General features: G+C 59.6%; 16 protein-coding genes. 11 read left to right on the top strand and 5 right to left on the bottom strand.

All coding sequences use genetic code 11. The annotated features are described in order from the left end of the window. Positions 1-110 precede the first annotated feature (110 nt). The 4 genes from leuA to BK667_RS24550 all read right to left on the bottom strand — a co-directional run bounded on the left by leuA (position 111) and on the right by BK667_RS24550 (position 5,457). Complete coding sequence (gene leuA / locus BK667_RS24570) at positions 111-1,793, bottom strand: 2-isopropylmalate synthase (protein WP_123509370.1); 1,683 nt, start codon at positions 1,791-1,793, stop codon at positions 111-113. 422 nt (positions 1,794-2,215) lie between these two features. Continuing rightward, positions 2,216-3,037: a peptidoglycan DD-metalloendopeptidase family protein gene (locus tag BK667_RS24560; RefSeq protein WP_123599166.1), complete on the bottom strand. Its 822-nt coding sequence runs from the start codon at positions 3,035-3,037 to the stop codon at positions 2,216-2,218. Between the two features lie 3 nt (positions 3,038-3,040). Then, entirely contained in the window at positions 3,041-4,420 is a 1,380-nt protein-coding gene (xseA, locus tag BK667_RS24555) for an exodeoxyribonuclease VII large subunit (protein ID WP_123410244.1), read from the bottom strand. An 89-nt stretch (positions 4,421-4,509) separates the two neighbouring features. After that, positions 4,510-5,457, bottom strand: coding sequence for a LysR family transcriptional regulator (locus tag BK667_RS24550; RefSeq protein ID WP_123599165.1), 948 nt, complete (start codon positions 5,455-5,457; stop codon positions 4,510-4,512). Positions 5,458-5,558: 101 nt separating this feature from the next. Here BK667_RS24550 and BK667_RS24545 point away from each other — a divergent pair, with 101 nt between their 5' ends. From BK667_RS24545 to BK667_RS24520, 6 genes are all read left to right on the top strand, one after another. Beyond that, positions 5,559-6,326: a sulfite exporter TauE/SafE family protein gene (locus tag BK667_RS24545; RefSeq protein ID WP_123509374.1), complete on the top strand. Its 768-nt coding sequence runs from the start codon at positions 5,559-5,561 to the stop codon at positions 6,324-6,326. Between the two features lie 162 nt (positions 6,327-6,488). Then, positions 6,489-7,037 carry a sugar ABC transporter ATPase gene (locus BK667_RS24540; RefSeq protein WP_123509375.1) on the top strand — a complete coding sequence of 183 codons (549 nt, stop codon included), beginning with the start codon at positions 6,489-6,491 and terminating at the stop codon, positions 7,035-7,037. Between the two features lie 240 nt (positions 7,038-7,277). After that, positions 7,278-8,747 (top strand): IMP dehydrogenase, encoded by a 1,470-nt coding sequence (gene guaB, locus BK667_RS24535; RefSeq protein WP_123509376.1) that lies wholly within the window; start codon positions 7,278-7,280, stop codon positions 8,745-8,747. A 126-nt stretch (positions 8,748-8,873) separates the two neighbouring features. Next, entirely contained in the window at positions 8,874-10,451 is a 1,578-nt protein-coding gene (guaA, locus tag BK667_RS24530; protein WP_123509377.1) for a glutamine-hydrolyzing GMP synthase, read from the top strand. Between the two features lie 177 nt (positions 10,452-10,628). Beyond that, the gene (locus BK667_RS24525; RefSeq protein ID WP_123599164.1) at positions 10,629-11,321 is read left to right on the top strand and encodes a hypothetical protein; all 693 of its coding nucleotides are present in this window, start codon (positions 10,629-10,631) and stop codon (positions 11,319-11,321) included. Then, positions 11,314-12,039, top strand: a complete 726-nt coding sequence (locus BK667_RS24520; protein ID WP_123599163.1) for a Fic/DOC family protein — start codon at positions 11,314-11,316, stop codon at positions 12,037-12,039. Before BK667_RS24525 ends, BK667_RS24520 begins: the two co-directional genes overlap by 8 nt. Before the next feature lie 55 nt (positions 12,040-12,094). Here the strand turns inward: BK667_RS24520 and treR are convergent, their stop codons facing one another. Continuing rightward, positions 12,095-12,799, bottom strand: coding sequence for a trehalose operon repressor (gene treR, locus BK667_RS24515; protein ID WP_123509379.1), 705 nt, complete (start codon positions 12,797-12,799; stop codon positions 12,095-12,097). 237 nt (positions 12,800-13,036) lie between these two features. Here treR and treP point away from each other — a divergent pair, with 237 nt between their 5' ends. The 5 genes from treP to BK667_RS24490 all read left to right on the top strand — a co-directional run bounded on the left by treP (position 13,037) and on the right by BK667_RS24490 (position 20,573). Further along, on the top strand, positions 13,037-14,479 hold the full coding sequence (gene treP, locus BK667_RS24510) for a PTS system trehalose-specific EIIBC component (protein WP_123509380.1): 1,443 nt from the start codon (positions 13,037-13,039) through the stop codon (positions 14,477-14,479). A 133-nt stretch (positions 14,480-14,612) separates the two neighbouring features. Further along, on the top strand, positions 14,613-16,262 hold the full coding sequence (gene treC / locus BK667_RS24505) for an alpha,alpha-phosphotrehalase (protein WP_123599162.1): 1,650 nt from the start codon (positions 14,613-14,615) through the stop codon (positions 16,260-16,262). Positions 16,263-16,357: 95 nt separating this feature from the next. After that, positions 16,358-17,581, top strand: a complete 1,224-nt coding sequence (locus tag BK667_RS24500) for a maltoporin (protein WP_123599161.1) — start codon at positions 16,358-16,360, stop codon at positions 17,579-17,581. Between the two features lie 170 nt (positions 17,582-17,751). Then, entirely contained in the window at positions 17,752-20,280 is a 2,529-nt protein-coding gene (gene ptsP, locus BK667_RS24495) for a phosphoenolpyruvate--protein phosphotransferase (RefSeq protein ID WP_123599160.1), read from the top strand. A 2-nt stretch (positions 20,281-20,282) separates the two neighbouring features. Next, the gene (locus BK667_RS24490; protein WP_123599159.1) at positions 20,283-20,573 is read left to right on the top strand and encodes a PTS sugar transporter subunit IIB; all 291 of its coding nucleotides are present in this window, start codon (positions 20,283-20,285) and stop codon (positions 20,571-20,573) included. Positions 20,574-20,664: the final 91 nt, after the last annotated feature.

Genomic DNA, 20,664 nt, shown 5'->3' with positions numbered 1-20,664 from the left:
CACCTTCCTGATGAGAAGTCAGAAGGTGTAAACCTTATTCAGGACGAGACACGATCAACAAAAAGGCCCCAAGGTTCGCACCTTGGGGCCTTTTGCATTCCGGCGAACGCTTACGCCGCTTCTTTCGCTTCCGGCTGGCTCAACGAGCGATTCAACGCGCTGAACAGTGCCTTGAAGCTCGCCGTGGTGATGTTTTCATCGATACCCACGCCGTGCACCGCACGCTGACCTTCAACGCGCAGTTCAATGTAGGCCGCAGCCTTGGCATTGGTGCCCGCGCCGATGGCGTGTTCGTTGTAGTCCATGATTTCCACCGGGATTGGCAGACCGGCCACCAGGGCTTCCAGGGCGCCGTTGCCCTTGCCGCGCCAGTGCAGGTTGGTTTCGCCCTGGCCCTTGCCCGAGACTTCCACTTCCACCGAGCTGTTGCCGTTTTCTTCCTGCAAGCGATGGCTGACCAGCGCGTACGGGGTGTTGGCCTGCAAGTACTCGCTGTGCAGCAGCGCGTGGATTTGCTGAGCCGTCATTTCCAGGCCGAGGCGATCGGTTTCACGCTGCACAACCTGGCTGAATTCGATCTGCATGCGACGCGGCAAGCTGATGCCGTATTCCTGTTCCAGCAGGTAAGCGATACCGCCCTTGCCCGACTGGCTGTTAACGCGAATCACCGCCTCGTAGCTACGGCCGATGTCGGCCGGGTCGATCGGCAAGTACGGTACTTCCCACAGGGTGTCCGGTTTCTGCTGGGCGAAGCCCTTGCGGATGGCGTCCTGGTGCGAGCCGGAGAACGCGGTGTGCACCAGGTCGCCGACGTACGGGTGACGCGGGTGCACTTGGATCTGGTTGCACTCTTCGACGACTTTGCGCACGCCGTCGATGTCGGAAAAGTCCAGCTCAGGATGAATGCCCTGGGTGTAGAGGTTCAGCGCCACGGTCACCAGATCGACGTTACCGGTGCGCTCGCCGTTGCCGAACAGGCAGCCTTCGACACGGTCGGCGCCGGCCATCAGGCCCAGCTCGGTAGCGGCTACGCCGGTGCCACGGTCGTTGTGGGTGTGCAAGCTGATGATCACGCTGTCACGACGGTTGATGTGACGGCCGAACCATTCGATCTGGTCGGCGTAGATGTTCGGGGTTGCGCATTCGACGGTGGCTGGCAGGTTGAGGATCACCTTGTGCTCAGGCGTCGGGTTCCAGACTTCGATGACTGCGTCGCACACTTCTTTCGCGAACTCGAGTTCGGTGGCGCTGAAGGTTTCCGGCGAGTATTCGAAAGTCCACTGGGTGTCCGGCTGCTGGGCAGCGTATTTGACGAACAGTTTGGCGGCGTTCACGGCGATGGCCTTGATCCCGTCCTTGTCCTGGTTGAAGACAATGCGGCGGAAAGAAGGGGAGGTCGCGTTGTACAGGTGAACGATGGCTTTCTTCGCCCCGCGCAGGGATTCGAAGGTGCGCTCGATCAAGTCTTCACGGCCCTGGGTCAGCACCTGGATGGTGGTGTCGTCCGGGATGTGGCCGCCTTCGATCAGGGTACGCACGAAGTCGAAGTCGGTTTGCGAAGCCGCCGGGAACGACGCTTCGATTTCTTTCACGCCAACCTGCACCAGGGTTTTCCAGAAACGCAGCTTTTTCACCGCGTCCATCGGCTCGATCAGCGACTGGTTGCCGTCGCGAAGGTCCGAGCTGCACCAGATCGGCGCGGCGGTGATGGTCTTCGACGGCCAAGTGCGATCCGGGATGTCGATAGTCGGGAACGCGCGGTATTTCGAAGACGGGTCTTTGAGCATGCTCATCGGGAAATCCTTATTGTGTGGGCCGAAAAGAGGCGGCCTGCCGGTGGATCAAAAGTTGTGGGAAAACGTGTCAGGCGAGGCACCGCAATTCAGCCCGGCAGTCGTGCACTGACGAGGCACAGGCTGAGGTGCTGGCGAAGCTGAATGAGGGTGTGAGAGGTTTTCATGGCTTTAACCCTAACCGCCGGGGTTGAGGTTGGCAAGCAGTCGAAAAAAATTGAGAGGAATACTCGAAAAGGCGGGATTGGCGAGATTTTATTCTGAGTATTACGTTAATTGATTGCAGAGATTGCGAAGTCCTTCCGTCGTGCGCAATTCCTGTAGGAGCAAGGCTTGCCCGCGATGAACGATAACGCGGTGTTTCTGTGACACCTCATGACGGCTATCGCGAGCAAGCTTTGCTCCTACGAGGCGGGTGCTGATCAGGGTTGAAACGCCCCAATAAAAATCGCCGGATCCACCCGCGCATCATTCAGGCTGACATTCCAGTGCATATGCGGCCCGGTGGCCCGACCCGTCGAGCCAACCTTCCCGACGACACCGCCACGGGCCAACTGCTGCCCAACCTTCACATCAATCTTCGACATGTGGCAGAACATGCTGATAAAGCCCTGCCCATGGTCGACAAACACCGTATTGCCATTAAAGAAATAGTTACCAATCAAAATCACCTTGCCCGCCGCCGGGGTCTTGATCGGCGTGCCTGCCGGTACTGCGAAGTCCAGGCCTGCATGGGGATTGCGCTCTTCACCATTAAAGAAACGGCGCACACCAAACTTGCTCGACAGCGGCCCGTTGACCGGTTTGTCCAGCAACAGGTTGCTCGGGGTGACGGGGCTGAAGCTGCGATACGCCTGGATCTGCTCGGCCAGTTCGCCCTCGATGCGCTTCAGATTCTCCGGGTTCGGATTGACCTGCTGGGTGTTCTTCAGCGTGATGTGCTGTTCCGGGTATTTTTTGTTACCGACGGTGAAGCTCAGGTTACGGCCGCCGCTGCTTACTTGTTGGGTACCCGGTTTGACCGTCAGCGGCACGCCGACGATGGCCAGCCAATTGCTCTGTTCCTTGACCACCAGCACCGGTTTGCCCTGATACGTCGCTTTCGGCGCCTGGGCAGACGTGCCCAAGTCCACGACAGCCACGCCGCCCGGCACCGGTTTGTTCAACAGGCGGCTGATGTAACTGTCGGCGTGGGCGTTGAAGGTCAGGCACAGCAACAGCAGTGGAGCCAGGAAACGGGGCATGGATCAATCCAGTAAAGAAAGGGTGACAGGCGTCAGGTGATTGTCTTCGACGCGCACTTGCAGTTCGCCTTCGCCGAGTCGGGCGTTCAGGCGCTGGCCGGGGTGGGTCTGGGCGGCATTGCGGATTGCGTTGCCGCGCTCGTCCAGCAGAATGCTGTAGCCACGGCCCAGTGTCGCCAACGGGCTGACCACGTGCAGCGTCTGCATCTGGCTTTGCAGTTGCAGGCGCCGGGCCTTCAGACCTTCGCGCATCGAGCGGGGCAGGCGTTCGGCGAGGCTGTCGAGGCGCTGGCGCAACATCGCCAATTGCCGACCCGGATGTTGCCCGGCGAGGCGGGTTTCCAGGCGGATCAAGCGTTCACGACGGGTATTGAGGCTGCGCTCGAAGGCGCGGCGCAGGCGCATGTCCAGATCGTCCAGGCGTTGCGCTTGCTGGCGCAGGCGTTCGCCGGGATGCCGCAGGCGCCGGGACATGCCTTCCAGGCGCAGGCGATCGCGCATCAAACGGTCACGGATGCGCATCACCAAACGGCGATGCAAGCTTTCGACCCGGCGCACCAGGTCGCTGGAGTCCGGGGCCAGCAGTTCGGCGGCGGCGGAAGGCGTCGGGGCGCGGACGTCGGCCACGAAGTCACTGATCGACACGTCGGTTTCATGGCCGACGGCGCTGACAATCGGCGTCACGCAGGCATCCACGGCGCGGGCCACGGCTTCTTCGTTGAAACACCAGAGGTCTTCCAGCGAACCGCCGCCACGGGCCAGGATCAGCGCGTCGAAGCCTCGTGCATCGGCCAGTTTCAGTGCCCGGACAATCTGCGCGGTGGCTTCGCGGCCCTGCACGGCGGTGGGGATTAGCGTCAATTGCACCTGCGGCGCCCGACGACGGAACACGCTGATGATGTCGCGAATCACCGCACCGGTTGGCGAGCTGATGATGCCGATGCGTTGCGGATGGGCCGGCAACGGCACTTTGCGCTCGGCACTGAACAGCCCTTCGGCGCTGAGCTTTTCTTTCAGTGCATCGAAGGCCAGGCGCAGGGCACCGTCGCCGGCCGGTTCCACGGTGTCGAGGATCAGCTGATAGTCGCCACGACCCTCGAACAGCGAAACCTTGCCCCGCACCTTGACCGCCAGGCCATCCTTCAGCGCCTGGCGCACCTTGGCCGCGTTCTGCCGGAACAGCGCGCAACGCACCTGGGCGCCGCTGTCCTTGAGGGTGAAATACACATGGCCGGACGCCGGGCGGGCGAGGTTGGAGATTTCGCCTTCGACCCAGATATTGCTGAACACGTCTTCCAGCAACACCCGCGCGCGGCCGTTGAGCTGGCTGACAGTCAGGACTTCACGGTCCAGGCCGAGTCTTGCAAAGGGATCTTTAATCATGGGGCGCATGATAAAGGCATTCGCCGGACAATCTCCATGCGAACACACAATTCCCTTGTGGGAGCGAGCTTGCTCGCGATGGCGGTGTGTCAGTCGACATCATTATCGAATGTCAGGCCGCTATCGCGAGCAAGCTCGCTCCCACAGGATGTGGTGCAGGTGTTGATGAAGTGTTGGACTAATGCTGTGGGATTTTGCCGGCAGGCGAGGGCGACGGTGCTGTGGCCATCCGGGTCGGCCAACGGCAGGAAATGAATATCCGGCGGGGCGATGTCGCGCATCGACTCCGGCAGCAGGGCAATGCCGAACCCGGCCTGGATCAATTGCAGTTGCGTGGTTTTACGCGACACCACGCGGGCGGCCTTGGGAAAGAAGCCCTGGCGCATGCACAACTCTGCAGACAAATAGCTCAAACCACCACGCTGCGGATGAGGAATGGAGATAAACGCCTCATCCTTCAACTGTGCCAGATCGATGCCTTGCCCTAAGTTATCCACAGCCAATCGGTGATTCGGCGGAACCGCCAGCAGCAAGCGTTCGCTATATAAAGGAATAATCTGCACCCCTTCACGTTGGCGCAGCACCGGCAAGCGCAGCAGCCCGACATCCAGGCGACCTTCGGCCAACTCTTCCAGTTGCGCTTCGGAGGAGAGTTTGACGATGTCCATGGACACGCCAGGGTGATGATCCAGATAAGTGCTGATGCCGCTTAGCAGCCGACCACTCATCGGCACCGTGCTGGAATGGCTAAGGCGCAAAATGCCGAGCTGGCCGTTGCCGACTTGAGTCGCCATTTCGCTGGCCTTGGTCAGCTCATTTAATAGGTTTTTGGCCCGGGGCAAGAAGGCTTCGCCGGCGGCGGTCAACCGAGGCTGGCGCGCGGTGCGTTCGAACAGCGGCGTTTGCAGGCGGGTTTCCATGTCCTTGATTTGCCGGCTCAGGGCCGACTGCGCAATAAACAGTCGTTCAGCCGCAGCGCTGAAACTGCCGCACTCGGCGATTTCCACGAAGTAACGTAACTGGCGGGTTGAAAGCACAAGGCATGCCTTTTCGAGATGGGTTAGCGACTTGGAAGATATTAGTCGCAACCCTTGGCGCTGACTAAAGTCATCACAGGTATTCAAGGAAAGCCCTGCAAATGAATGTGCTTGAGTTGTTGAGCCAATGGCCGTTCGGCGCGACGGATTGGCTGGTGATCGGGGTGGGCATTGCCCTGGCTTACATCGTGTTTGGCATCGCCGGGTTTGGCACTGCGCTGGTGGCGGGGCCGATCCTGATTCTGTTTATGCCGCTGTCGAAAATCGTGCCGTTGCTGGTGTTGCTGGATTTCGTCGCGGCGTTTGGCAACCTGCTGCCGTCGCGGCGGGATGTGGCCAGGCCCGAACTGCTGCGTTTGCTGCCCTGCATGGCGGTGGGCTGCACATTGGGGGTGATCTTCCTGCTGAACCTCAAATCCGATCTGTTGCTGCTGTTGATGGGGCTGTTTATCAGCGCCTACGCGGTTTATAGCCTGTGGGTCAAAACCCGGCCGACGCAATTGTCCGCCGGTTGGGCGGTGCCGATGGGCACGGTGGGCGGGATGTTCGGGGCGTTGTTTGGCAGCGGTGGATTTTTGTATGCGATCTATTTGAACAGTCGCCTGCCCAAGGAGGCAGCCCGGGCGACCCAGAGTGCGCTGATCAGTTGCAGCACCGTGGTGCGCTTGAGCTTGTTTGCCGTCGCGGGGGTGTATGCCGAGCTACCCTTGTTGGTATTGGCCGTGTGTTTGTTGCCGGCCATGGCGTTGGGGTTGTGGATCGGTCGGCGTTTGACCATGAAGCTGTCCCGGGAAGCGTTCGTGCGGCTGGTGACCTGGTTGGTGCTGGCCAGCGGGATTGCCTTGATCGGACGGTATTTGAGTACTTGACCTCCGTGTGTCAGGGATTAAGCTGCCGGCCGTCATGACGCCTTCGCGGGCAAGCCTCGCTCCTACAGCTCATGCGCCGACCCTTGTAGGAGCGAGGCTTGCCCGCGAAGGCGCCATCCGCCACGCCGCAGAACTCCCCATTTGACGCAGTAGGCTTGCACCATGAATTCCCAAAGCATCATCGTCCCGAAAATCTCCACACTGCCGGTACACGAACCCCGGGCCCGGGCGGTCGTGCGTTGGCTGGTGCGCAAGAACATCATCAAGGAAGAGCTGACCACTTGCGGGCGCACCGGTAACCGCATGGCCCATGCCATTGGCGATGGTGCTCGTGCTGTGGTCCTGCACCCGCAGGCACTGCCGTTCGGCGAACCGGTCAATGGCCTGGAAATCATCACCAAACGCTGCATCTATACGCCAGCCAAGGGTTTTCTGGGCGAAGCGGGATGCGCCGAGTGCCGCAAGGAAGTCGGTGAAGCGCTGTTCGAAAGCCTGGAAGAGTGGATGCCGGGGCGCACCGACAACTTCACCTGCCCCGAGTGCGGACATGAAGATGACATCAACGGGTTTCTGTTTTTGCAGGAGTGCGGCTTTTCCAACCTCGGCTTCATCTTCAACAACTGGGGCGAGGCCGGGTTCAAGCAGAGCTTTATCGACGAATTCGCCGATTGGCTCGACCAACCCGTGAGCCTGGTGAAAGTCGAGCTGTAACCGAAACCGAAACCGAAACCGAAACCGAAACCGAAACCGTACCCGTAGGAGCGAGGCTTGCCCGCGAAGCTTTTAGCGCCAGTGAAGACGCCTTCGCGGGCAAGCCTCGCTCCTACAGGTTTTTGGCGTGAAATACCCGCCGATCGACCGTGTCGATAATAGACAGAGTTTTACATTGAACCCGAGGGGGTGTCTGACTATAATGGCGCGCTTCCATTTTCCCGCTCGGGAGCCCCCGCGATGCTGCGTATCAGCCAAGAAGCTCTGACATTCGACGACATTCTCCTCGTGCCCGGTTATTCCGAGGTGCTTCCTAACGAAGTCAGTCTCAAGACCCGCCTAACCCGTGGCATCGAGCTGAATATTCCTCTGGTTTCTGCCGCCATGGACACCGTCACTGAAGCCCGTCTGGCAATCGCCATGGCTCAGGAAGGTGGCATCGGCATCATCCACAAGAACATGACCATCGAGCAGCAAGCTGCCGAAGTGCGCAAGGTCAAGCGTTACGAAGCCGGCGTGGTCAAGGACCCGATCACCATCGAGGCTGACGCCACGGTTCGTGAACTGTTCGAACTGACCCGCATGCACAACATCTCCGGCGTTCCGGTCCTGCACGATGGCGACCTGGTCGGCATCGTCACTTCCCGCGACGTACGTTTCGAAAACCGTCTGGACGCCACCGTCCGTGAAGTGATGACGCCTAAAGAGCGTCTGGTCACGGTCAAGGAAGGCGCCGACAAGAACGACGTTCGCGAGTTGTTGCACAAAAACCGCATCGAACGCGTGCTGATCGTCGACGACAAATTTGCCCTCAAAGGCATGATGACCGTCAACGACATCGAAAAAGCCAAGGCGTACCCACTGGCCAGCAAGGACGATCAAGGTCGTCTGCGCGTTGGTGCTGCGGTCGGTACCGGTAAAGACACCGGCGAACGTGTCGCTGCTCTGGTTAACGCTGGCGTTGACGTGGTGGTGGTCGACACTGCTCACGGTCACTCCAAAGGCGTGATCGACCGCGTTCGCTGGGTCAAACAGAATTTCCCTGACGTGCAAGTCATCGGCGGCAACATCGCCACCGGCGCTGCCGCCAAGGCCCTGGTCGAAGCGGGCGCTGATGCGGTCAAGGTCGGTATCGGCCCTGGCTCGATCTGCACCACCCGTATCGTCGCCGGTGTCGGCGTCCCGCAAATCAGTGCCATCGCCAACGTCGCCGCTGCCCTTGAAGGCTCGGGCGTTCCGTTGATCGCCGACGGCGGCATCCGTTTCTCCGGTGACCTGTCCAAGGCCATCGTAGCCGGTGCTTCCTGCGTGATGATGGGCTCGATGTTCGCCGGTACTGAAGAAGCGCCGGGCGAGATCGAACTGTTCCAGGGTCGTTCGTACAAGGCTTACCGCGGCATGGGTTCGCTGGGCGCCATGTCCCAGGCTCAAGGCTCCTCCGACCGTTACTTCCAGGACTCCTCGGCAGGCGCCGAGAAACTCGTTCCGGAAGGCATCGAAGGGCGTGTTCCGTACAAGGGCACCCTGAGCGCCATCATCCATCAACTGATGGGCGGCCTGCGTTCCTCGATGGGCTACACCGGCAGTGCCGACATCGAAGAAATGCGCACCAAGCCTGAGTTCGTGCGGATCACCGGCGCTGGCATGGCCGAGTCCCACGTGCACGACGTACAAATCACCAAAGAAGCGCCAAACTATCGGGTCGGCTGAAGCCGACAGCTATAAGCCACAAGCTAAGAGCTGCAAGCGGTACTGCGTTTACGCAGCTACCGCGCAGCTTCCGACTACTTGCAGCTTGCAGCTTGAAGCTAGCAACTGCTTTTTGAGTTTTTTCCCATGTCCCTCGACATTCACGCCCACCGCATCCTGATCCTCGATTTCGGTTCCCAGTACACCCAGCTGATTGCCCGCCGTGTGCGTGAAATCGGCGTGTACTGCGAACTGCATCCGTTCGACATGGACGACGAAGCGATTCGCGAATTCGCTCCAAAAGGCGTCATTCTCGCCGGCGGCCCCGAGTCCGTGCACGTCGCCGACAGTCCGCGTTGCCCACAAGCCGTATTTGACCTGGGCGTCCCGGTCTTCGGTATCTGCTACGGCATGCAAACCATGGCTGAACAGCTGGGTGGCAAGGTCGAAGGTTCCGAGCTGCGTGAGTTCGGTTATGCCCGCGTAGACGTGGTCGGCAAAAGCCGCCTGCTCGACGGCATCGAAGACCACATCGACGCCGATGGCCTGTTCGGCCTCGACGTGTGGATGAGCCACGGTGACAAAGTCACCAAGATGCCGCAGGACTTCCACATCCTGGCCAGCACCCCGAGCTGCCCGATTGCCGGCATGTTCGACGACGCTCGCGGCTACTACGGCGTGCAGTTCCACCCGGAAGTGACCCACACCAAGCAGGGCGGTCGCATCCTGTCGCGCTTCATCCTCGACATCTGCGGCTGCGAAGCCCTGTGGACGCCGTCGAAGATCGCTGAAGACGCCATCGCCAACATCCGCGCCCAGGTCGGCACCGACAACGTCCTGCTCGGCCTGTCCGGCGGTGTGGACTCCTCGGTGGTTGCCGCGCTGTTGCACAAAGCCATTGGTGATCAACTGACCTGCGTCTTCGTCGACAACGGCCTGCTGCGTCTGCACGAAGGTGAGCAAGTGATGGCCATGTTCGCCGAGAACATGGGCGTCAAGGTGATCCGCGCCAACGCTGAAGACCAGTTCCTCAACAATCTGGCTGGCGAAAGCGACCCAGAGAAGAAACGCAAGATCATCGGTCGTACCTTCATCGACGTCTTCGATGCCCAGTCCAACAAACTGGACAACATCAAATACCTCGCCCAAGGCACTATCTACCCGGACGTGATCGAGTCGGCTGGCGCCAAAAGCGGCAAGGCCCACGTGATCAAGTCGCACCACAACGTGGGTGGCTTGCCGGAAGAGATGAACCTGAAACTGGTCGAGCCGCTGCGCGAACTGTTCAAGGACGAAGTCCGTCGTCTGGGCCTGGAACTCGGCCTGCCGTACGACATGGTTTACCGTCACCCATTCCCGGGCCCGGGCCTGGGCGTGCGGATCCTCGGTGAAGTGAAGAAGGAATACGCCGACCTGCTGCGTCGCGCCGATCACATCTTCATCGAAGAACTGCGCAAGGCCGACTGGTACCACAAAGTCAGCCAGGCATTCGTGGTGTTCCAACCGGTGAAATCGGTTGGCGTGGTCGGCGATGGCCGTCGTTACGCCTGGGTCGTGGCCCTGCGTGCCGTGGAAACCATCGACTTCATGACCGCGCGTTGGGCTCACCTGCCTTACGAACTGCTGGAAACCGTTTCCGGCCGCATCATCAATGAAATCGAAGGCATCTCCCGCGTTACTTATGACGTGTCGAGCAAGCCGCCTGCGACGATTGAGTGGGAGTGATCCCGCACTAGATTCATCGTTGCATAAAGCCCCTGAACCGGTCCCGGTCAGGGGCTTTTTTATGTTTGACGGTTTTGTAACGTCTGTTTCTGCTGCTTACCCGGCGAGCGGAATGGCCTGCAGAATTTTTGCTGTGACAGGTGGTACAGTATTCGCTCGCTGTCGGGAGGATTGAACATGAAGCTTGAAGAGCGCATGCGGGTGGCCATTCAGCGCACGGCAGGCAATGTGATCCTGCGCGCGGATGTTGCGGCGTTGGGCGGTCGCTCTCAGGTTTCCGTCGCTCTCGCAGAGTTGCAAAAAAAGGGCGTCGTTGTGCGGCTTGGCATAGGTGTTTATGCCAAAACGGTCAAAGACCCTGGCACTGGACTCATTACGCCAGTGGAGGAGCTTGAAACACTTGCGGTGGAAGCTTTGCGGCGGTTGGGCATAAGTGCTTCAGTGCTACAAACATCTTCACGGCAAAGCGGTTTGATCGTTCCGAAGGAAGTGAGAATAGGGCTGCTGGGCAATCGCCGGATTCGCCGAAAATTGTCATTGGGCGCAAGGTCCGTGGTCTACGTCAACGAGCGGGCACCTTCCCAAAAATCGGAAAACACCGTAAAGCGTCACCCCAAAACCGGTGACCTGATCATCCCTACCATTGGCCTCGGGCGTTATGTTCGGGATCTGGCCAGGCTCAGCGAAGTTTCCTACGTCAAAACCTATGCGGATGAGTGGGCGGAGGATGTCTCAAGATTAGCCGGGGATGAAATTCATACCGACTCAATTGAGCAGTTGGTCATCGCCTTGAAAAAACAGAAAAAAGTTACCGGCAGGGAAGCGGTTCATCTGTTAACCAACTACTTGAGAGAAAGACAGCGTGTTTGACCCGTTCAAGGATTTTGAAGCGAAGGGATATCTCAGGAATGTTGTGGGTGAAAAAGACCTCAACATCGTCAAACATCTTGAGCACGACTTATTTACCGCGAACCTGCCTGACGCTATGGCTTATCTGGCCAAGAAGAAAACCATTACCTATGGTGATTTTCTGCACGTTCACAAGCTTCTGTTCGGAGATCTTTACCCTTGGGCGGGCAAGGACAGACAGAGTACGTCTCCCGGGTTGGCTATTTCCAAAGCCGATACTTACTTCTGCCCTCCATTTGAAGCAAAAAGGGCAGTAGAGGAGGGCCTTCGTCTCGGCCATGACAAAGTTATGCTCAGAAAGTCTCCCGGCGTAGTGATGGGTTTTTTTGCCTATGGTCATCCGTTCCTGGATGGCAATGGCAGAACGATGCTAGTGGTTCACTCGGTGTTATGTGATCGGGCAGGGTTTTCAATCAACTGGAGCAAGACGCAAAAGTCAGCTTATTTGTCGTCGCTCAGTGGCGAGATCGAGTCTCCCGACAAGGGAATCCTGGATGATTACCTGAAAGACTTTATTGAACCGCCCCTGGATGCGGGTGAATGGGAAGCTGCCATCCAGTCAGTCAGAGGGCTTAATGGACTCGTTTCAGTGGACACGATAGAAGGGACCTTCGATGACCCTGCCATTTCACAGAAGTATCAAGATTTCGATCAGCGCAGGGGCTACAAAATCGATTGATTTTTAGCTGCCAACAGCTGGCAGCTAACGCTTCCCCTTCAGGCCGGAGCGCAACTCAGCGCCGTGCCACATCCGAAAAATAAAACTTGTCCAACGTATGCCGCGACTCGGTGTACTCGAACTGCCGGCCATCCTGCAAAAACGTCTGGTTACTCACCACAATCACATGGCTTTGGCCGTCCAGGTCCAGCAGCAACTGATCGTCCTTGCCCCGGGGCACCGCTTCGATGGTGCGCTGGGCGTAGGCGATTTGCAGTTGCAGGGTTTGTTCGATGAAGGCGTAGATCGATTGTTCGGCGATGTCCCGGGACAGGCCGGGGATCACGTCGCTGACGAAATGGTTGATGTCGAGGATCACCCGTTTGCCATCGATCCGCCGCACCCGTTTGATCCGCGTGATCAGGCTGCCTTCGTCGGCCTTGATGTGCTCCAGCAGCGCGCCCTCAAGCGGTATCTGCTCGAACTCGACCACTTCAGTGCTGACGTCGTTACCCAGGCGTGGATAGGTTTCCTGGAAGCTGACGATGCCACCCAATTGAAATTCGATAGGGTTGGTCGACAGCACGAAGGTGCCTTTGCCATGGACTTTCTGCGCGAAACCGCGCTCCTGCAACTGCTCGATAGCCTTGCGCACGGTGCCGCGACTGGCGTGGTAGCTGTCCATCAGTTCGGTTTCGGATGGCAACCGCGCGCCACGTTCCAGACGTTCGGTGGTGATGCTGGCAAGCAGATCGGTGTAGATCTGGTTGTATTTACTCATGGGGATGGCTCTATGCCGCGCTGTACTCAAGGCTTGGAACCTTAAGGGCAGGGTAGGGCTTTGTCCATGCGGCAATAGGTTTCTTTGACTTGGCGGGTAGGAAATGTCGCCGCCGGTCGGGTTCGAGATAAACAAATTCAAACTCGTCTGTACGAGTTGTTGCTTTAACTCGTACAGACGAGTACTTTTCGTTTCGGCGTGCTGCCAATAACAAAAAACTACAGCGGAAGATCAAGCATGAGCCACGACTATCCGAATATCGCCAGCGAGCTGCTTGTCAGCCTCGGTGGCAGCGACAACCTTGAGCAGGCCGCGCACTGCGTCACGCGTTTGCGCCTGGCCCTCAAGGACCCGAGCCTGGTCAACAGTGCCACGCTGAACCAGATCGATCTGGTCAAGGGTTCGTTCTTCACCGGTGGCCTGTTCCAGGTGGTGATCGGCCCCGGGGAAGTGGAAAAGGTCTACGCCGAATTGCGCCGGCAAACTGGTCTTGCGGCTTCGACCATCGCCGACGTTAAACAAAAGAGCGCCGACAAGATCAACGCCATGCAGCGCCTCGTGCGGGTGTTTTCCGATGTGTTCATGCCGATCCTGCCAGCGCTGGTGGTGGCCGGCCTGTTGATGGGCGTCAACAACCTGATCGGCGCCAAGGGCATGTTCATCGAGGGCAAGACCCTGCTCGATGCGTATCCGGGCCTTGACGGCATCTGGAGCCTGATCAACCTGATGGCCAACACTTCGTTTGTGTTCCTGCCAGCCCTGGTGGGCTGGTCGGCGGCCAAGCGTTTTGGTGGCAGCGAGATTCTCGGCATCGTGCTTGGCCTGATGCTGGTGCACCCGGACCTGCTCAATGCCTGGAACTACGGCAAAGCGGTGGCCGGGCTCGACGGCCAAAGCCTGCCGTACTTCGATATCTTCGGCTGGTTCAAGATCGAGAAGGTCGGTTATCAGGGCCAGATCCTGCCGATCCTGCTGGCGGCCTACGTGATGAGCGTCATCGAAAAGTGGCTGCGGGCGCGGGTGCCGAATGCCGTGCAATTGCTGGTGGTGCCGATCACCACCCTCGTTGTCACCGGCGTGCTGGCGCTGGCAGTGATTGGTCCGGTCACCCGGCATTTGGGGATCCTGATCACCGAAGGCGTGGTCACGCTGTTTGACCTGGCGCCGATGGTCGGCGGGGCGATTTTCGGCATGCTCTACGCGCCACTGGTGATCACCGGCATGCACCACATGTTCCTCGCCGTGGACTTGCAGCTGATTTCCACGCAGGGCGGCACCTTTATCTGGCCGATGATCGTCATGTCCAACCTCGCCCAAGGCAGCGCGGCACTGGCGGTGTTCTACATGACCCGCAACGTGCGGGACAAAAGCATGGCCTCGACCTCGGCGATTTCCGCGTACTTCGGCATCACCGAACCGGCGATGTTCGGCGTCAACCTGCGCTACAAATTTCCGTTCTATTCAGCGCTGATCGGCTCGGCACTGGGCTGCATCTTCCTGTCGCTGAACAAGGTCCAGGCGTCGGCGATTGGCGTCGGTGGCTTGCCCGGTTTTATCTCGGTCATTCCGCAGTTCATCCCGATGTTTGTGATCGGGATGATCATCGCCATGGTCGTGCCGTTTGTTTTGACCTGTGGGTTGAGCATGAAGATTGTCCGGCCGGGGTTCCGGGTTGCCTGACAGATTGCATTCGCGGGCAAGCCTCGCTCCTACAGGGTTACGCATTTCAATGTAGGAGCGAGCGGGCGGCGTTCCGACTTGCCCGCGAAGAGGCCCTCAAGGCCAATACACAACCAATTGAAGGAACTCAGCCATGCAAGACTGGCAACGTTCGGTGATCTACCAGATCTACCCGAAAAGTTTTCACAGCCACGCCGGCAACCCCACTGGGGATTTGCTCGGCGTCGTGGCCAAGCTCGATTACCTGCACTGGCTGGGCGTCGATTGCCTGTGGATCACGCCGTTCCTGCGTTCGCCTCAGCGCGACAACGGTTACGACATCAGCGATTACTACGCCATCGACCCGAGCTACGGGACCATGGCCGACTGCGAATTGCTGATCGCCGAGGCCGGCAAGCGCGGGATCAAGCTGATGCTCGATATCGTGGTCAACCACACCTCCATCGAGCACACGTGGTTCCAGCAGGCCCGCAGCAGCCTCGACAATCCTTATCGTGATTTCTACATCTGGCGCGATCAGCCAAACAACTGGGAATCCAAGTTCGGCGGTTCGGCCTGGGAGTACGAAGCCCAGACCGGCCAATACTTCCTGCACCTGTTCGACCACACCCAGGCTGACCTGAATTGGGACAACCCGCAGGTGCGCGCCGAAGTCTTCAAAATGATGCGGTTCTGGCGCGACAAAGGCGTGGGCGGTTTCCGTCTGGATGTGATCAACCTGATCTCCAAACCCGCGGATTTCCCCGAGGACAACAGCGACGGTCGGCGTTTCTACACCGACGGCCCGAACGTCCACGAATATTTGCAGCAGATGCACCGCGAAGTGTTTGAAGGGCATGACCTGATCAATGTCGGCGAGATGTCCTCCACCAGCCTCGAACACTGCATTCGCTACTCGCAGCCGGAATCGAAAGAACTGTCGATGACCTTCAACTTTCATCACTTGAAAGTTGATTACCCGAACCTGCAAAAGTGGATTCGTGCCGACTTCGACTTCCTTCAACTCAAGCGCATTCTCTCCGACTGGCAAACCGGCATGCAGGCCGGCGGTGGCTGGAATGCGTTGTTCTGGTGTAACCACGATCAGCCACGAGTGGTCTCGCGTTTTGGTCACGACGGCGAGCATCGAGTGGTGTCGGCGAAGATGCTCGGCACCGCGCTGCATTTCCTCCAGGGCACGCCGTTTGTGTATCAGGGTGAGGAATTGGGCATGACCAATCCGGGCTTCGATCACATCGATCAGTACCGGGATGTCGAGACCCTGAACATCCATCGCCTCAAGCGTGACGCGGGTGTCAGTGATGCCGACAACATGGCGGCGATCATGCAGAAATCCCGGGATAACAGCCGCACACCGATGCACTGGAATGCCGAGCCGAATGCCGGTTTCAGCGTGGCCGAACCGTGGATCAGCGTGCCGGCCAACGCCGCGCAGATCAACGTCGCCAGCCAACTCGACGACCCGGAATCGGTGCTGCATCACTATCGTCGGTTGATTGCTTTGCGTCGCGACGAAGCCTTGATGTCCGACGGCGTGTACCGCCAGTTACTGCCTGAACATACGCAAATCTGGGCCTTCACAAGGGAAGGTCAAGGCGAGCGTCTTCTGGTGTTGAACAACTTCTATGGCACACCGTGTGAAGTTGAGTTGCCGGATGAAGTGATCAGGGCAGCGATGTCGCAACGGCTGGTGATCAGCAACTACCCGGACTGTCCGCCGCGTAATCGGCAGGTGTTTCTACGGCCCTTTGAGTCGTTCGTACTGCACCTGACTAACCACTAAAAACACCCGTTTTACAAAACACGCAGAACGCTGCGCGGGGGAGTTTTGCGCGCTGTTTTTTGCTGCAGCACACAATAAAAATAATGGGGTAGCTCTTGAAAACAACAATAAATCGCAGCCTTGTCGCCGCGGGCGTGTGCCTGGCATTACCACTGTCGGCCGAGGCGCTGGAGTTTGCCGGTTACTTGCGCAGCGGCGTCGGGACTTCGGTCAACAGCAGCAAACAGCAGTGTTTCCAACTGCCGGGGGCGCAGACCAAATACCGTTTGGGCAACGAATGTGAGCAGTACGCAGAACTGGAGTTGCGCCAGGATTTGTACACCCTTGATGACGGCTCGGTGCTGAGCGTCGACGGCATGGCTTCGCTGTATAACCAATACGACAAGGACCTGACCTTCAACGGTGACAACGGCTCGGTACGGATGCCGCAGATGTACGCGCAGTGGTCGAACATGCCGAGTCTGAACGGCGGTTCGCTGTGGGCCGGTCGGCGTTACTACAAGCGGAACGATATCCATATTTCCGACTTCTACTACTGGAACCAGAGCGCCACCGGCGGCGGTATTGAAGACGTGCTGATCGGCGATCTGAAATACAGCTACGCCTATTCGCGCAAGGACAACCTGTACCAGAAGGACTACATCAATCGGCATGACTTCAACGTCGCCGGGTTCGACACCAACCCCGGCGGTGAACTGGAACTGGGCCTGAGCTACATCGACAAACCCGACAGCCGCGACGCGCACCGTGGCTGGGCCGTTACCGCCCAGCATGTGCAGAAAGGCTTTCTCGGCGGCAAGAACAAACTGGCCTTCCAGTACGGCGAAGGCCCCGGCACCGGGTTGGGTTATACCGGTAACGTGAAACTCGATGACAGCAACAAAAGCTATCGTGTGGTGGAGTTCTTCGACTGGCAGGTAACGCCGCGCTTTGGCGGGCAGATCGAGGCGGTCTATCAAAAAGACATACGCCCGGATGGCGCTGACCAGAACTGGATTTCCCTCGGCGTGCGCCCGGCCTATGCGATCACCGAACAGTTCAAACTGGTGACCGAACTGGGGCACGATCAAGTCGATGCACCGGGCGGGACGCGCAAGTTGAGCAAATTCACCTTCGCTCCGACTTGGTCGCCCAAGGGCCCGGAATTCTGGGCGCGCCCCGAGGTGCGTCTGTATTACACCTATGCGAGCTGGAACGAGGCGGCCAAACGGGCGGCCAATGAACTGGCGGCGGGCTCGGCGTTGTCCGACACCGGCGCCTTCGGCACGGCGCGCCACGGTGCGAATGTCGGACTGCAGGTCGAGTACTGGTGGAAATGAAACGCATAACTGCCGCTGCCCTCGACGCGTGTTGTCGCGCAGAAAACACCTGTAGGAGCGCGGCTTGCCGGCGATAGCGTCATTGAGATCGCCATCGCCGGCAAGCCGTGCTCCTACGGTTACCATTCGCTTCCAGCGTCTTTCAAAAGAACAAAACAGCAGGTGACGTCATGGCCACACCCCAACATTTGCAACTGCTCGCGCCGCTGTCCGGCGTGCTGATGCCGCTGGACCAGGTGCCCGATCCGGTGTTCTCCAGCCGAGTGATCGGTGACGGTTTGTGCATCGACCCGACTTCGGCAACCTTGTGCGCACCATTGGCCGGGGTGATCAGCAATGTGCAGGCCAGTGGTCATGCGGTCAGCATCACTGACGACAACGGCGTGCAGGTGTTGATGCACATCGGCCTCGACACCGTAAACCTGGCAGGCAAGGGGTTTACCCGGTTGGTGGAAGAAGGCCAGCGCGTCGAAGCAGGGCAGGCGCTGATCGAATTCGATGCCGATTACATCGCGTTGCATGCGCGCAGTTTGTTGACCTTGATGCTGGTGGTCAGTGGCGAACCCTTCACCTGGCTGGCGCCCGAAACGGGTTTGGTAGACAGCGGCCAGCCGTTGCTGGGCTTGAGCAGCGCCGGGCCAGCGGCTGATGACGTGTTGGCGCAAGAGGGTGAGGCGCTGTTCTCCAAACCGGTGACGCTGGCCAACCCGAACGGCTTGCACGCACGTCCGGCGGCGGTGTTTGCCCAAGCGGCGAAAGGTTTTTCAGCGAGCATTTACCTGCATAAACAGCAGGACAGCGCCAACGCCAAATCCCTGGTGGCGATCATGGCGTTGCAGACCGCCCACGGTGACATCGTGCAAGTCAGCGCGGCGGGGCCGGATGCCGAGGTGGCGATCAAGACGTTGGCCGAGTTGCTGGTCGCAGGTTGTGGCGAAACGGTGACGGTGGTGGCTGCTGTGGCACCGGTCGAGGCTTCGACGCTAAAGGTGCTACGCGGGGTTTGCGCCTCGGCGGGGTCGGCGTTTGGTCAGGTGGTGCAGATTGCCGAGCAGACGCTGGAAGTGAGCGAATTGGGCAAGGGCGCGCAGGCTGAGCGTGAGGTGTTGTCGCGAGCCTTGGCCGAGGCGCTGAACGACTTGCAGCAACTGCGTGACAACGCCACCAGCGATGCCCAGGCCGAGATCTTCAAGGCGCATCAGGAACTGCTCGAAGACCCGAGCCTGCTGGATCAGGCTCAGTCGCTGATCGGCGAAGGCAAAAGCGCCGCGTTCGCCTGGCGGGCGGCCACCGAGGCCACCGCCGTGCTGTTCAAAAGTCTCGGCAGCCCGTTGCTGGCCGAGCGAGCGACGGATCTGGAGGATGTCGGCCAGCGCGTACTCAAGCAGATCCTTGGCGTGCAGGACCGCGCGTTGGAAATGCCGGAAGGCGCGATCCTGATTGCCGAGCAACTGACCCCCTCCCAGACCGCCGGGCTCGATACCCGCAAAGTGCTGGGCTTCGCCACGGTCGGCGGCGGTGCGACCAGCCACGTCGCCATCCTGGCCCGGGCCGCTGGCCTGCCAGCGATCTGCGGCTTGCCGGTTCAAGTGCTGGCGCTGGCCGATGGCACGCAAGTGCTTCTCGACGCCGACAAGGGCGAGTTGCATCTGGACCCGGATCTGGCGGTCATTGAACAGCTGCAAGCCAATCGTCAGCAACAGCAGAAACGTCATCAACATGAATTGGCCCACGCGTCGCTCGCCGCGTGTACCCGTGACGGTCATCACATCGAGGTCACGGCCAACGTCGCCTCGCTGGCCGAAACCGAGCAAGCCATGACGTTGGGCGGTGAGGGCGTTGGTCTATTGCGTTCGGAGTTCCTCTATCTGGACCGCAACCACGCGCCGAGCCACGACGAACAGGCGTCCACCTACAGCGCCATCGCCCGCGCCTTGGGACCGACGCGCAATCTGGTGGTGCGCACCCTGGATGTTGGCGGCGACAAACCGCTGGCCTACGTGCCGATGGACAGCGAAACCAACCCATTCCTGGGCATGCGCGGGATTCGCCTGTGCCTGGAGCGTCCGCAACTGCTGCGGGATCAGTTCAAGGCGATCCTCGGCAGTGCCGGGTTGGCGCGTTTGCACATCATGCTGCCGATGGTCACGCAGCTTTCGGAACTGCGCCTGGCGCGGCAACTGCTGGAAGAAGAGGCGCTGGCGCTCGGTCTTACGCAACTGCCGAAACTGGGGATCATGATCGAGGTGCCGGCAGCGGCATTGATGGCGGACCTGTTTGCGCCCGAGGTGGATTTCTTCTCCATCGGCACCAACGACCTCACTCAATACACCCTGGCCATGGACCGCGATCACCCGCGCCTGGCCAGTCAGGCTGACAGCTTTCACCCGTCGGTACTGCGTTTGATCGCCGGCACCGTCAAAGCAGCGCATGCCCACGGTAAATGGGTCGGCGTGTGTGGGGCGCTGGCCTCGGAAACACTGGCGACTCCGCTGCTGCTGGGGTTGGGGGTGGATGAGCTGTCGGTGAGCGTGCCGCTGATTCCAGCGGTCAAAGCGGCGGTGCGTGAAGTGGACCTGGCGGACTGCCAGGCCATCGCCCAGCAAGTACTGGGGCTGGAAAGCGCCGAGCAAGTGCGCGAAGCGTTGCGGCTGTATCACGAGGCGACGGTCGATACTTCACTGGTTCTGGAGAACTGAGCATGTTCGAGAAAATGCAGCGGGCGTTCTGGAAAGCGTTGACCCCGGATCTGGTGGCCGATGAGTCCAAGCAGGTGGTTAAACCGGTTGCAGGTTTGGCCGGGGATATCGTGGCCGCGTTGGGCGGGGTGGATAACCTCAAGTCGCAGCAGCCTGTGGCGCTGACCCGAGTGCGGGTGGAGTTACGGGATGTGGGGCGGGTGGATCGGCAGGCGTTGAATATGGCCGGTGTGCCGGGCGTCATGCTGCTGGATGGCGGAGTGGCACACTTGATCACCGGCCTCCCACAATGATCGTTCCCACGCTCCGCGTGGGAATGCAGCCCGGGACGCTCCGCGTCCCATTCAAAGCCGAACGCGGAGCGTCCGTTGAGGCATTCCCACG

It is taken from the genome of Pseudomonas frederiksbergensis, from assembly GCF_003732705.1.
Taxonomy (GTDB): domain Bacteria; phylum Pseudomonadota; class Gammaproteobacteria; order Pseudomonadales; family Pseudomonadaceae; genus Aquipseudomonas; species Aquipseudomonas frederiksbergensis_F.
The sequence above is the reverse complement of the archived record's forward strand: the minus strand, read 5'-3'. Positions and strand labels throughout refer to the sequence as shown.